Source organism: Stenotrophomonas sp. (genome assembly GCF_032099025.1).
Taxonomy (GTDB): domain Bacteria; phylum Pseudomonadota; class Gammaproteobacteria; order Xanthomonadales; family Xanthomonadaceae; genus Stenotrophomonas.
In genome coordinates, this window is sequence record NZ_DAMCID010000001.1 from 288,078 (window position 1) to 301,330 (window position 13,253).

At 65.3% G+C, this 13,253-nt stretch carries 13 protein-coding genes and 1 pseudogene; 11 read left to right on the top strand and 3 right to left on the bottom strand.

Annotation, left to right across the window (positions count from 1 at the left end):
* The first annotated feature begins 87 nt into the window (after positions 1–87).
* The 3 genes and pseudogenes from RT456_RS01245 to RT456_RS01255 all read left to right on the top strand — a co-directional run.
* On the top strand, positions 88–504 hold the full coding sequence (locus tag RT456_RS01245; RefSeq protein ID WP_313341432.1) for a DUF6088 family protein: 417 nt from the start codon (positions 88–90) through the stop codon (positions 502–504).
* Entirely contained in the window at positions 494–1,411 is a 918-nt protein-coding gene (locus RT456_RS01250; protein ID WP_313341435.1) for a nucleotidyl transferase AbiEii/AbiGii toxin family protein, read from the top strand. Before RT456_RS01245 ends, RT456_RS01250 begins: the two co-directional genes overlap by 11 nt.
* A 101-nt stretch (positions 1,412–1,512) precedes the next feature.
* Positions 1,513–1,791, top strand: a pseudogene (locus RT456_RS01255) (hypothetical protein); the annotation flags it as partial.
* A 10-nt stretch (positions 1,792–1,801) separates the two neighbouring features.
* Here the strand turns inward: RT456_RS01255 and RT456_RS01260 are convergent.
* Together RT456_RS01260 and RT456_RS01265 are read right to left on the bottom strand one after the other, a co-directional pair.
* Positions 1,802–2,911: an alpha/beta hydrolase gene (locus RT456_RS01260; protein WP_313341438.1), complete on the bottom strand. Its 1,110-nt coding sequence runs from the start codon at positions 2,909–2,911 to the stop codon at positions 1,802–1,804.
* A 10-nt stretch (positions 2,912–2,921) separates the two neighbouring features.
* On the bottom strand, positions 2,922–4,307 hold the full coding sequence (locus tag RT456_RS01265) for an FAD-containing oxidoreductase (RefSeq protein ID WP_313341441.1): 1,386 nt from the start codon (positions 4,305–4,307) through the stop codon (positions 2,922–2,924).
* Positions 4,308–4,628: 321 nt separating this feature from the next.
* On the opposite strand from RT456_RS01265, the gene RT456_RS01270 reads away from it, so the two are divergent.
* The 5 genes from RT456_RS01270 (at position 4,629) to RT456_RS01290 (ending at position 10,083) form a co-directional block, all read left to right on the top strand.
* A complete protein-coding gene (locus RT456_RS01270; protein WP_313341444.1) occupies positions 4,629–5,579 on the top strand; it encodes an alpha/beta hydrolase-fold protein in 951 nt (316 codons plus the stop codon).
* Between the two features lie 161 nt (positions 5,580–5,740).
* On the top strand, positions 5,741–6,340 hold the full coding sequence (locus tag RT456_RS01275) for a hypothetical protein (protein ID WP_313341446.1): 600 nt from the start codon (positions 5,741–5,743) through the stop codon (positions 6,338–6,340).
* A 137-nt stretch (positions 6,341–6,477) separates the two neighbouring features.
* The gene (locus RT456_RS01280) at positions 6,478–8,133 is read left to right on the top strand and encodes an acetolactate synthase large subunit (protein ID WP_313341449.1); all 1,656 of its coding nucleotides are present in this window, start codon (positions 6,478–6,480) and stop codon (positions 8,131–8,133) included.
* 107 nt (positions 8,134–8,240) lie between these two features.
* A complete protein-coding gene (locus RT456_RS01285) occupies positions 8,241–9,623 on the top strand; it encodes an aldehyde dehydrogenase family protein (protein ID WP_313341452.1) in 1,383 nt (460 codons plus the stop codon).
* Between the two features lie 169 nt (positions 9,624–9,792).
* Positions 9,793–10,083 (top strand): hypothetical protein, encoded by a 291-nt coding sequence (locus RT456_RS01290; protein ID WP_313341453.1) that lies wholly within the window; start codon positions 9,793–9,795, stop codon positions 10,081–10,083.
* 253 nt (positions 10,084–10,336) lie between these two features.
* On the opposite strand, the gene RT456_RS01295 is transcribed toward RT456_RS01290, so the two are convergent.
* Entirely contained in the window at positions 10,337–11,305 is a 969-nt protein-coding gene (locus RT456_RS01295; protein ID WP_313341455.1) for an alpha/beta hydrolase, read from the bottom strand.
* Positions 11,306–11,391: 86 nt separating this feature from the next.
* Between RT456_RS01295 and RT456_RS01300 the strand changes: the two genes are divergently transcribed.
* From RT456_RS01300 to RT456_RS01310, 3 genes are all read left to right on the top strand, one after another.
* Positions 11,392–11,979 (top strand): ABATE domain-containing protein, encoded by a 588-nt coding sequence (locus tag RT456_RS01300; RefSeq protein ID WP_313341458.1) that lies wholly within the window; start codon positions 11,392–11,394, stop codon positions 11,977–11,979.
* 110 nt (positions 11,980–12,089) lie between these two features.
* Positions 12,090–12,362 (top strand): hypothetical protein, encoded by a 273-nt coding sequence (locus RT456_RS01305; RefSeq protein WP_313341460.1) that lies wholly within the window; start codon positions 12,090–12,092, stop codon positions 12,360–12,362.
* A 159-nt stretch (positions 12,363–12,521) separates the two neighbouring features.
* Complete coding sequence (locus RT456_RS01310; protein ID WP_313341901.1) at positions 12,522–13,208, top strand: hypothetical protein; 687 nt, start codon at positions 12,522–12,524, stop codon at positions 13,206–13,208.
* Positions 13,209–13,253 lie beyond the last annotated feature (45 nt).

Here is a 13,253-nt window from a genome sequence, read left to right on the forward strand (position 1 = left end):
CAAGGGTTTACCGACATCATGTGTCGGGTTTTTGCATGGACAGGTGTCGGGTTTTTGCATACCATGGGGCCTCGCAGGAATACGCCAATGCCAACCAAGAAACCAACACTCCAGGAACGTATTGCGCTGCGCGTCGCCAAGAGCAAGCGCGATGTATTTCTTACCCGGGATTTCGCCACGCTCAGTGGCGAGGATCAGATCATTCGCGCCCTGCGTGGTCTGGTGGGGGAGCGCAAGCTGGTTCGACTTGGAAAAGGGGTATACGCGAAGGCCCGTCCCTCGAGCTTGACCGGGAAAGCCGTGCTGGCCAATCCCGATGGATTCCTTTCGGTGGCCCAGCAAGCGCTTGCGCGACTGGGGGTGCGATGGGAGTCGACACAGGCGCAGCGTGCCTTCGCGGAGAATCGAAGCACTCAGATTCCGGTCAATCCTGTCCTGAAGGTCAAGGGGCGCTTCTCCCGGAAGTTGAGCTACGGCGCGAGCGAGTTGGTCATTGAACGCTGAGGGGCCGTCAGCGCAGCTGTGCGCGGATGTAGCCGACGCGCTGAGGCTTCCGCACCCAGGGTTGGTTGAGAAGGACTTCCACGTCGTTCGGGCGTTGGCTGCGCTGCAGCGCGTTGATGCCGAAGGAGCGCGCCTGGTGTTCGGCGGCGGCACGTCGCTGTGTCGGGCGTACCGGCTCATCGAACGGATGTCGGAGGATATCGACCTTCGCATCGTAGCCACTGCGCCGCTGAGCGACGGTGGACGCAGGCGATTCCGCAAAGCGGTCACCGAAGCGCTGCTTTCCGCAGGATTCACCTTCGATCCTGACAATCGAGACCACCTTGCCGTGCACGATGGCGGTAGAACGTTTGTCTACAATCTTCCATACCCCCGCGCATCTGCATCGGTCGCCAGCTTGCGGCCAATCGTCAAGGTCGAGATATCGTCTTGGCCACTGCAATGCGCCCCCGCACCCTGCGCCGTATCGACGTTCGTTTCACAGGCCAGGGAACGGCCTGCGGAGCTGCCGGAAATCCTGTGTGTGGATGTTGCGGAGACAGCCGCGGACAAGTTCGTCGCGCTGACGCGCAGAATTGCGGAAGAACAAGTAGCGGAAGGCTCGCGCGACGCCTCGTTGCTGCGGCACATTTATGATCTGCACCGGATCACGCCCGTCATTGATCTGAAGCTGGTGCAGCCAGTGCTCCAGTCGATCATGGAAAGCGATCGTAAGACCCGGGGAGCGCGGCTGTCCGCTTATTCGGAAGATCCAAGGGCCGTATCACGGAACGCCTTGCGTCTACTTGCGGAGGACGAGGCATACGCTGCAGCGTTCGCGGAGTTCCAGCGTGACATGGTGTACGGAGTGAAGGCTTCACTGGCGGATTGCCTCCCGGTGCTCGATCAATATGCTGAGCTCATGTAAAACGTGCTGGCGGCCCCTTCGCCTGCACTGCATACCGGCTGCACACCCGCTCCACATCGCGCTCCCTACAGTTGGGTCCATCCAACCAACGGCGCCCGCGTGTGAACCTGCAGACCTCGATTGCCCATCCGCTTCCCCGGCGCGCCCTGCCGGACAGTTGCCACTTCGAACTGCTGGATGTGAGCGCCCTGCAGGATCCGTGTACCGGCCGCATCGTCCATCTGTACTCGATGGTGGCGCGTTGCCTGAGCTGCGAAGTGATCTTCAAGGCGCAGGAAGGCGAGGGCTTTGTCAGCACGTCGGTCGCACGCGTGCTGCGTTGCCCGTCAGGATGCGGTGAGCAGTCCCTCAAGGGGCCGGCACTGCGCCAATGGCGACCGAGCGGCGCGTCTACCGCGTCGGCTCCTTCGCCCACCTGCTCTGGGTCGACACCGCTTCAACCACTTGTCCCGGCGTGAAATCGCAATGCCCCTCTCCTGTCGCGGGCAGCGTCGTCGGCGGGGGCGTGGCGCCCGCCCGTGCCGCCAGCGCCGGGTAGATCGGCTCGAAACGTGGGGTCACTGAGGGGTCGTCATGGTTGTACTGCAGCAGCAACGGTCTGCGCAGCACACCCGTCAGACCCAGCTCGCGCTCGACCCAGGCCTGCGCACCGGCATCCGCAGTGATGCGCCGCACCTTGGCATTGAACGCCTTGTCGTCGCCGAAGCCTGCGTACACCGTGCGCGTGTTGCCCACCGGCATGCCGCCGCTGCGCGTCACCAGTTGCTGGAACACCAGCGTGTGCAGGCTGATGGTGTCGGCCAGCTCGTCCGGTTGCAATTCCAGCCGTTTGGCCAGCGTGGCAGCCGCGGCCGGGTTGGCCTGCACGGCCGCCTCGATGGCGTCATACGTCTGCGCCTGGGGAAGGTGGGCCGCGGCGGGCGAGGTCAGTCCTGCTTCCGGCACGCCTTTCGCAGCTGGGAAGAAGTATTCAAACGCCACCAGCGAGGTGAGCATCTCGGCCGCCAGGACATCGCCCGGCAGATTGGCACCGCAAAGCGAGATGCCCCCCGTGTAATGCTGGGGAAGGCGCTCAAGCGTGGCGATGGCCACCGCGCCTCCCATCGAGAAGCCGAGGATCCAGGTGCGCCGGGTATCCGGATGTTGGGCAACGAAGCGCTGGCGTAGCCGCTCGGTATCCTCGATGGCGTCGGCGACTGCCCAACCCTGGCTGCGGTACCCGCTCTGGCCGACCGCATAGCCCGCCTTGACCAGTGCCTCGCTCCCTTTGTTGCCCGGCCACGGATCCGGGCGGGGCGTGCCGACCGGTTCGAAGCCGTGCGCAAGCATCACCAGCTCGCCATTCCAGTGGGCCGGGTAATCGATGCGCCAAGGCGCGCCCTGCAGTTGCCCGGTCTCGCTGCGCGGCTCCACAGAAGCGGGTGTCCTGCTCCACGCCGGCCCAATGATCAGGACGATGCACAGGCCTATGGACAGCGAACAGCGTCGGGCGTTGCGCATCAACTCCTCCTTATCTGGCAGCGGGTGCAAGGTCCACCAGCAGCGTGGGAATCAGCTCCGAGACCGTGGGGTGGATCGGCACGGCCCAGCGCAGTTCGTCCAGCGGGCGATCCGCGCTCATCATGTCGAGGATGCCGTGGATGGCTTCATCGCCGCCAGTGCCCAGGATCGCCGCGCCGAGGATCCGCCGCGTTTCGGCGTCGGCGACCACCTTCATGAAGCCCTTGGACTCGCCTTTCTCGACCGCGCGCCCCACCCGGGTCATCTCGCGCCTGGCAAACAGGAGCGGGCGACCCGTCTTGGCCGCCTCGAGCTCCGACATGCCCGCACGGCCCAGCGGCGGGTCGATATAGAGCGCGTACCCCGGCACGCGGCTGCTGACCCGCCGGTCCTCGCCATCAAGCAGGTTGGCCGCCACGATCTCGAAGTCGTTGTAAGCGGTATGGGTGAAGGCGCCGCGCCCGTTGCAGTCGCCCAGCGCCCAGACGCCGGGAACCGAAGCCTGCAGGCGGTCGTCCACCGTGATGTAGCCGCGCGCGTCGAGCGCGATGCCGGCCGATTCCAGGCCCAGATCGTCGGTATTGGGGCGGCGGCCGATCGCGATCAGCAGATGGCTCCCTGCCACGACCGATTCGCCCGCGCGGGTCTGGAAGGTCACGCCGATGCCGTCGTCGGTCTGCTTGAACGACATCTGGTCGGCACCGGTACGCACGTCGATCCCCTCGTCCTCCAGGATGCCGCGCACCGCATCGGAAATATCCGGATCCTCGCGGGCAATCACCCGGTCCGCGCGCTCGAGGATCGTCACCTGCGCGCCAAAGCGGCGGTACATCTGCGCGAATTCGAGGCCGATGTAGCTTCCGCCCACGACGATCAGGTGGTGGGGCAGGGTATCCAGCTCGACCATGCTGCTGTTGGTCAGGTACGGCACCTCCTGCAGGCCCGGCATGTCCGGCACCGCAGCGCGACCGCCCACATTGATGAAGATCCTGGGGGCCGCCAGCCGCTCGCCATTGACCAACACCGCGCCGGGCCCATCGAAACGGGCGTGGCCGCGGATCAGTGTCACGTTGGGCATGCCCGCCAGCCAGTCCTCATTGCCTGTGCGCGAATCCAGAATGACCTTGCGTGCACGTGCCGCCACCACCGTCATGTCCACGCTCACCGGGCCGGCAGAGAAGCCGTACTCCGCCCCACGTCGGGCCATCTGCGCGGCGTAGGCGCTGGCGACCAGGGTCTTGGTTGGCTTGCAGCCGGTATTCACGCACGTGCCCCCGACCAGATGCCGCTCGATGATCGCCACGCGCATGCCGGCGGCGTCGAGCCGGCCCGCGAGCGATGGGCCCGCTTGGCCGGTACCGATGATGATGGCGTCGAACGGGGTGTCGTTTGGCATCTGAGGATCCCTCTTGTGTCCCCGTCACGGCAGGGTGCGTGGATGTGGCCGCCAGTATCCGACAGGGTACGCCTGCAGCCGGTCAAGGGGAGGCAGCGAGGGAGGGGTGCCTGAGGCAATTGCAGCTGCCCAGCTGGGAGTGCCACCATCTGGCGGTCCACACTACCGCGACTTCGTGACGCTCGATGCCGCGAGCGGGGCTGGTTGGAGTAGCGGGCATGCAGTCCATTCTCATGCGGGAAACGCTTTCACATCGGGAATAGAGTGATGTCAACGTAAGATGTTCGGGAACAACATGGAGAAGGACGTTTGAAAGATCGGATGATGCGTGTGGTTGTTCTGCTGTTGCTTGTGGGTTGCGCCAGGACACCTGAGGCTTCGGTGCCACCACAAGGAAACGAGGCACCGGCCGCGCCCCAGCCCGCACAGTCCAAGGCCTCTGTGCTGGGCGGGCAGCGGGGCGATGGCATGCCGTACGAGGTGGTGGGCAGCGAGGTCTGGGACGTGCCGGATCCGGTTTCCGGACGGACGTACCAGGTTTTCGTCGCATTGCCACCGTCCTACGCAGACACGCCAGAGCGCACCTATCCGGTTCTTTATGTGACCGATGCGGACTACGCGTTCCCGCTCGCGCGACAGATCGGCCGGCGGTTGAATGTCGAGGGTCCGAAGCTGGAGGAGTTCATCCTGGTTGGGCTATCGTACGCGGTGGGCGATGAAGGGATGCCCAGCCGCCGCCGCGACTACACGCCCACCCCCAACGGACCCCGCAGCGCACCGGCCGACGCCGTGCACGGGGGTGCCGACGCCTACATTGGCTACCTTCGCCAGCAGGTGCTGCCCTTCGTGGCAGGGCACTACCGCACCGACGAAACCCGGCGCCTGCTGCTGGGGCACTCGTACGGCGCATTGCTCGGCACACGGATTCTGTTCACCGATCCGGGCATGTTCTCCGGCTATATCGTGGGAAGCCCGTCGTTCTGGTACGACCGCAATGTCACGGCGCGGTACGAGACGGACTACGCGGCAGGGCACAGCGACCTGCCGGCGTCCGTGTACATGTACGTGGGACAATACGAAACGCCCGCCTACGGCAACGACGCCGACATGGTGGCGGATGCAAAGCAGATGGACGCGGCCCTGCGCGCGCGCCACTACCCCTCGCTGCGGCTGCAGCTGGACGTCCTGAACGACGAGGACCACCTGAGTGTGGCCCCGCGTGGTCTGACGCACGGGTTGAAGTTCCTGCTGGGGAAGGAGCAGGGCCGCTGATGCCCTGGTGTCCGCCGTGGTCAGTATGTTTTCTGCACAACCATAAGTAGTAGTACGGGCGCGCCGGGGTGGGGCACCTGATGGAATAGGGGGACATCTGCCGTTCGGGCAAACCCTCCGGCAGGGTGTACGTGTTGCTCCCTGTCCTCCTGGAGGTTCCCATGCGCATCCTTGCCCTATCTTCCTCTCTCGCACTCATCCTTGGCGCGGTGCAGGTCGCACCCGCAGCCCAGCCGGCGCCCGCACCCCGCGCCACGCCTGGCCCCGTCACCGCGGCGTCCACGCAACTCTCCCTGCAGGGCAAGATCACCGCGCTGGACGCGAAAACCCGCGCCGTCTCGATCACCGGCAAGGACGGCGGGGTGCTGGACGTCATTGCCGGCCCTGAGGTGCGCAACTTCAGCCAGCTCAAGGTGGGCGACACCGTGACGCTCAACTACACGGGCGCCGTCGCCCTCGAGCTCAAGCCGGCCGGCAGTGCACCGGTGGGCGTGACCAAGACGCAGCAGAGCACCGTGCAGATTCCGGGCACCAAGCCGGGTGGTTCGCAGTCGAACACCATCAGCATCGTCACCGAAGTGGCGGCGGTGAATCCGGAGCGAAACACCATCGCGCTCAGAGGGCCGCGCGGCAACACGCAGATCGTGGCCGTCGTCCGCGAAGACCTGCGCGCCAAGCTGCCGAAGGTGAAGCGGGGTGACCTGCTCAACATCACCTACACAGAGGCGGTAGCCGTCAGCATCCGTCGCGACACCCCGTAAGCGTCGACGCCCCGCTGCACGGTGAGTGGCATCCCTGTGCCGCCTGCGCACCCAGGCGGCCGGGACCTCGTGTGTGAGCATGCGTGACATCCGGTGGGGGTATAGTCGACCAGACGACCTCCCCAAGGATAAACGCTATGCCCAAGGGCTCGGATCTACTGGTCAGCGCGCTGGAAAACGAAGGCGTGGACCGCATCTTTGGCGTGCCGGGCGAGGAAAACCTCGATTTCCTGGAATCGCTCCGGAACTCGCGTATCGAACTGGTCCTGACCCGCCACGAGCAGGCCGCGGCGTTCATGGCCGCCACCCACGGGCGGCTCACCGGCAGGCCCGGCGTCTGCCTGGCCACGCTGGGCCCGGGCGCACTGAATTTCTCCACCGGCGCGGCATACGCGCATCTCGGTGCATGGCCGATGATTCTCATCACGGGCCAGAAAGCGGTGATGAGCGCCAAGCAGGCGCGTTTCCAGATCGTGGACATCGTGGCGTCGATGAAGCCACTAACCAAGATGACACGGCAGATCATCAGCCCCGCAGCGATACCCGCCGTGGTGCGTGACGCATTCCGTGTTGCCATGGAAGAGCGCCCGGGTCCGGTGCATCTGGAACTTCCCGAGGATGTGGCCGGGGAGGACGTGGACGCGGTACCGGTGATTCCGGTCCACGCGTTGGAGCGCCCCGTCGCCCCGGCGGCCGCGCTCGAACGGGCGGAAGCCGCGATCCTCGCCGCCAAGCGGCCGCTGGTGATGATTGGTGCGGCGTGCAGCCGGCCGTCGCTGACCGAGGCCCTCTCCGCGTTCGTGTCCCGCACGCGCCTGCCGTTCTTCAACACGCAGATGGGCAAGGGTGCCGTCACCGGCGGCTCCAACCTGTACATGGGAACGGCTGCGCTCTCGGAGGGCGACTATGTGCACGAAGCCGTCGCACGCGCCGACCTGATCATCGCCATCGGCCATGACACGATCGAGAAGCCTCCGTTCCTGATGAAGAGCAGTGGCGGACCCAAGGTCATCCATGTCGGCTTCCAGTCCGCCACGGTCGAACAGGTCTACCACCCCGATATCGAAGTGATCGGCGACATCGGTGCGACCGTCAGTGCCCTGGCCGAGCGCCTGGAAGGCCGCCTGTCTGAAGACGAGGGCATGATCGAGCTGCGTCAGAAGATCCTGTCGCGCCTCAACGACCGCGCCGAGGAGGACCGCTTCCCGGTCACGCCACAACGGCTGGTGCATGACGTGCGCGCGGCCATGCCGGACGACGGCGTCGTCTGCCTCGACAACGGCATGTACAAGATATGGTTCGCCCGCAACTACCGCACGCATGTAGCCAATACGCTGCTGCTCGACAACGCGCTTGCCACGATGGGGGCGGGCCTGCCGTCGGCCATGATGGCGGCCATGCTGTATCCACAGCGGCGCGTGCTGGCGGTCTGCGGCGACGGCGGTTTCATGATGAACTCGCAGGAGATGGAGACCGCCGTGCGGCTGGGCCTGAACCTGGTGGTCATCGTTCTCAATGACAGTGCCTACGGCATGATCCGCTGGAAGCAGGCGGTGGACGGTTTCGCGGATTTCGGCATGCGCTTCGGCAATCCCGATTTCGTGCGCTATGCCGAAGCGTATGGTGCGAAGGGCAGCCGGGTGTCTGCAGTGGAGGAGCTGGTGCCCAAGATCGAAGCGGCCTTTGCTGGTGGCGGCGTACACCTGCTGGATGTGCCGATCGACTATTCCGAGAACACCCGCGTGCTGGTCGACGAACTGCGCAACCGCACCCCCGACGTAGGCTGTGCGTAGCGACCCGACAGTAGTGCCGGCCGCTGGCCGGCTCCACGCGAACCGGGCTCCGAGCGATCACCCACGCCAGAAACCCCGCCTCCAGCGCTCAAAACAAGGAGCAAAAGATGTTGACTGTCGTACAGGCCTTCGACCGCGCACCCATTGCAGAGCTCGGGTTCGACGATGCCGCCGCGCTGGAACGCAAACTCCGCGCCGCCGAAGGCGTATTCAAGGATCGCGATGGCTGGCTCAAGCCGCACCAGCGCATCACCATCCTGCGCAGGCTGGCCGCCCTGATGGACACCAAGCGCGACCACCTGGCCCTGCAGATCGCACGCGAGGGTGGCAAGCCGCTGCCGGATGCCATCGTCGAGACCACCCGCGCCATCGATGGCGTGCACAATGCCGCCGATGAACTGCGGAACTTCGCAGGCCGCGAAATCCCGATGGGTCTGTCGGCGGCGTCGGAAGGACGCTGGGCATTCACCACCCGCGAGCCCATCGGCATCGTGGCGGCGATCTCGGCGTTCAACCACCCGCTGAATCTCATCGTCCATCAGGTGGCCCCGGCCATCGCGGTCGGCTGCCCGGTCATCATCAAGCCCGCGTCCGCAACGCCGCTCTCCTGCCTGGAGTTCGTGGCCATGGTCCATGAGGCCGGCCTGCCGGAGCCGTGGTGCCAGAGCTTCCTCCCCGAAGGCAACGACCTGGCCGAAGCGCTGGCCACCGACAGGCGCGTGGGCTTCCTGAGCTTCATCGGCTCGGCGAGGGTAGGGTGGTCGCTGCATGCCAAGCTTGCGCACGGCGCACGTTCGGCGCTGGAGCACGGCGGGGTTGCGCCGGCCATCGTCGATCGCAGCGCGGACCTCGGCAAGATCATCGAACCGATCGTCAAAGGCGGTTACTACCATGCCGGCCAGGTCTGCGTATCCACCCAACGGATCTTCGTGCACACCGACATCGCCGACGATTTCACCCAGTCGCTCATCGCCCGCGTCGAAAAACTGCGTACCGGTGACCCCACCCTGAAAGATACCGAAGTAGGCCCGCTGATCCAGCCGCGTGAGGCCGACCGGGTCGCCGAATGGATCGACGAGGCGGTGAAGGGCGGCGCCCAGCTCGCGACAGGCGGAAAGCGCCTCTCCGAGACGACCCTGCAGCCGACAGTGCTGCTCAATCCTGCCAGCGATGCAAAGGTGACCACGCAGGAGGTGTTCGGCCCGGTGGTCGCGGTGTATCGCTACACCGACCTCGACCAGGCGATTGCCACCGCAAACGCGCTGCCCACGGCCTTCCAGGCCAGTATCTTTGCCCAGGATATCGACGTTGCCATGAGGGCCGCCAACCGACTGGACGCCTCGGCCGTCATGATCAACGACCCAACCGCGTTCCGCACCGACTGGATGCCCTTCGCGGGCCGCCGGGAGTCGGGCTACGGCACCGGGGGCATTCCCTACACCATGCGGGACATGTCGCAGGAGAAGATGATCCTGATGCGGAGGAGTTAGGCACCGCCACCGCGAACGACGAGCGAGCGGGGGCACTGCGACGGCGGGCGGTGCCGCCCCTGTCGGCTCGGGTTCCCTACAGGCCGTTACGGTACTGCGTGAATACTTGACGCGCTCTCGCTTCCCCCTGAAGATCGGCGCATTCAGCCAAGCGACTCAAGGATTGACCATGTCGGGCTTCATCGGTGACCTGCTGGAAGGCATTGCTACATTCGTGACCGATGTGTGGGTACTGCGCCGGCAACGCGCCGCGAAGGACCGGCCGCAGAATGCCTGGGCAAGGGACGCCACGGATGTCGCACTATTCGATGCCTGGGTGATCGGGCTGTCGATCCTGATGCTGGCGGCCACCGCCATCCTGTTGTTCGTACTCAAGCTGCCGCTGCTGATCAGCCTGCTGCCGGCGGCCGCAGGTGCCGTCTACATCGGCTACCGCTGGATGACGCTCGTCCGCGCGTAGCCAGGCGGGCAACCGGCAAACCCGTGCGCCGACACAAGCCACAGGGCCGAACAAGCGACCGGGCCGATACAAGCGACGGGGCCGATACACGCGACTGGGCCGATACAAGCGACTGGGTAGAGCGGACTGTTAGTCCGCTGCCCTTCGCGAAGACCCCAAACACCCATTCGCGCACCCAACGCACAATGCGTCACGCCCCCCCCCGAAACGCAACGCCCCTCCATAAGGCGCGGCCAATCCCGCGCCGACGTTATCAGCGCCCTGACTGCCCACCGCTTCCGTGCGCGCCAACCTTCCGATCCAGAAACTCCCGGATCACCGGAATGATCTCGTCCGCATGCGTCTCCAGCGCGAAGTGCCCGGTATCGAAAAAGTGGATTTCGGCATCGGGAATGTCGCGCTTCCACGCCTCTGCACCCGCGGGCAGGAAGTACGGATCATTCCGCCCCCACACGGCAAGCAGCGGCGGTTGATGCGTCCGGAAGTAGGCCTGGAACTTGGGGTATAGCCGTACATTGGAGGCGTAGTCCAGCAGCAGGTCCAGCTGGATATCCGCGTTGCCGGGCCTGGATACATGCAGGCCCTCAAGGGTGTAGCCATCCGGCGCCACCAGGCTGGGGTCGCGCACGCCTTCCAGATACTGCCACTTGATCGCAGCGGCCGTGGGGAACTCAGCCAGGGCAGCGCGGTTCTGCGCACTGGGATCGTTCCAGTAGGCGCGGATCGGATCCCACCCCTTCGCCAGGCCGTCCTCGTAAGCGTTGCCATTCTGCGAGATCAGGGCGGTGATCCGCTCCGGATGCGCGCTGGCGAGACGCCATCCCACCGGGGCGCCGTAGTCGTGCACCACCAGCGCGTAGCGCTCCAGCTTCAGCTGCTCGGCGAAGCGCTGCAGGGTCGCGGCCAGGGTGTCGAAGGTGTAGTCATACGCGCCACGGGCAGGGGCCTCGGTGTAACCGAAGGAGGGCAGGTCCGGGGCGATGACGTGGTACTTGTCCGACAGCGCCTCGATGACGTCCCGGTACATGTACGACGACGCCGCGAACCCATGCAGCAGGAGCACGGTCGGGCCCGAACGGGGGCCGGCCTCCCGGTAAAACACCTTGACCTCGCCTACCTGTTCGTAGCGGTATTGGACCTGGCCGTGCGCGGTGGCGGTGGCGGTGGCGGTGAGCAGGGCAGCCGTTGCGCCGAGTCGGGTGAGCGTATTCGAAGGGGTCATGAGTGTCTTTTGTAACCGCATTGGATTTGATTTGAAGGTTACGCACGGCAATGGTAACCTGTCAACAACACTTACAGGGGTTACGAATGATCGACTCAGCTCCCTCCGCCGCGCTGTTCGTGGCCAATGATCTGGCGCTCGACTTCATCAACTCGGCCTACGGCCCCGGCACGGCCCCGGTGGACGTGCTTGAGGACGACCCGGCGGTGATCGACTGGCTGGCTACGGCGGGCGTCCTCGAGGCGGGCGCGGTCGCCGTCCCGAACGGCGTGGCGGCGCTGGCCGTTGCCCTGCGCGACGAAGCACGCGAACTGCTGGCGGCTGCACGGGCAGGGCGCCCCTTCCAGGCAACGGTGGTGAACAAGGTACTGGAGGCCGGCCGACCGATCGTTCAACTGCAGTCGACCACTGACGGTGCAGGCCCTTGCGTGGTCGAACGCCGCCGCGATGACAGCGCAGAGAGCCTGCTGGAGCCCATCGCGGTGGCGCTGAGCCGGCTCCTCGCTGGTGGCGACCTGCAACATGTACGCGAGTGTGAAGCGCATGACTGCACCCTGCTGTTCCATGACACGACCAAGTCGCGAAAGCGGCGCTGGTGCAGCATGGCGCTATGCGGGAACCGGATGAAAGTGGCGGCGTTCCGCTCTCGCAAACAGGTGGGGAAGGGCACCTGAACGCGGCTCATACAAACCGCCATCCCTTCACAGTCCATGTACGCATTGCAGCGTCATCATCTCTCTGCATGGGGGGCGCAATTTACATGAACCCAAGAAGGAGTACTCGAATGATGATGACCAAGAAGAATGTGGTGTTGATGCGTACGCTGGGCGTGGCGCTCGTCGCCACCTTGGGCCTTGGCGGTTGCGCCACGTACAAGGACGAGTTTGCGACCATCAACTCACGCCTTGATTCGCTTGATACGAAGGTGCAGGGCGCAGCGCAGAGTGCCGAATCGGCCAATCAGTCCGCACAGCAGGCCAACCAGCGCCTGGATCAGATTGAAAGCCGTGTTCAGCGTCTTGAATCGGTCCCCGCAAAGCGTCAGCCGCGCGGCTGATCGCACGCTGCGTATGCGGTAAGGAACGTTTGAAACCCGGGACCCGGTGGCCTTGATTGGCCACCGGCTTCTTTGCATTTCCCCGTAGTCGCTTCAAGGAATTCCCCCATCAACACCTACATGCATCCCGCTATTCGGGCCACGTGTGGCGCACTGGTGCTGGCACTGGCGTTCGCTGCGCCCGGCGTGGCGCGTGCGCAGGCGCCCACCGAGGAACCGGCGGTATCCAACGATCAGCTGCCTCCGGACCAGGCCGTGTCCGAGACGGTCATTCAACTTGCGGGCTGGGTAAAGGCAAGCAGGGACACCGAAGGCTATCCATTCGCAGTAATGGACAAGGCCGCGGCCCAGATCTTCGTGTTTGACGGCAAAGGCAAGCTGCTGGGCGCCGCCCCGGGCCTCTTCGGCTCCGCTGTCGGCGATCATTCGGCACCGGGCGTGGCGGGTCTGGCGCTCAAGGAAATTCCCGGACGGGATCGTACTACCCCTGCTGGCCGCTTCATAGGCGGCTATGGCCCGTCACTCGACGCCGGGCGCGTGCTGTGGGTGGACTATGACACGGCGATTTCCATACATCCCACCGCGACGGGCGTTCCCGCGGAAAAGCGTGCCGAACGCCTCGCGACGCCGTCGCCGGACGACAACCGGGTGACGCATGGCTGCATCAACGTCAATCCGGATTTCTACGCGCGGATCGTCCAGCCGACCTTCGAAAAGGGCGGCGTGTTCTACATCCTGCCGGACAACCAGTCGCTCGCGGAGACCTTCCCGGACTTCGCGCAGAGTCGTGCGGCGTCACAGGGCGGCGGCGGCGAAGACGGTCGCGCGGGTCCTGCCCGACACTAAGGGCCGTACAGGGGTCCGGCGCAGCGCTTCAACGTGCTCGGCACG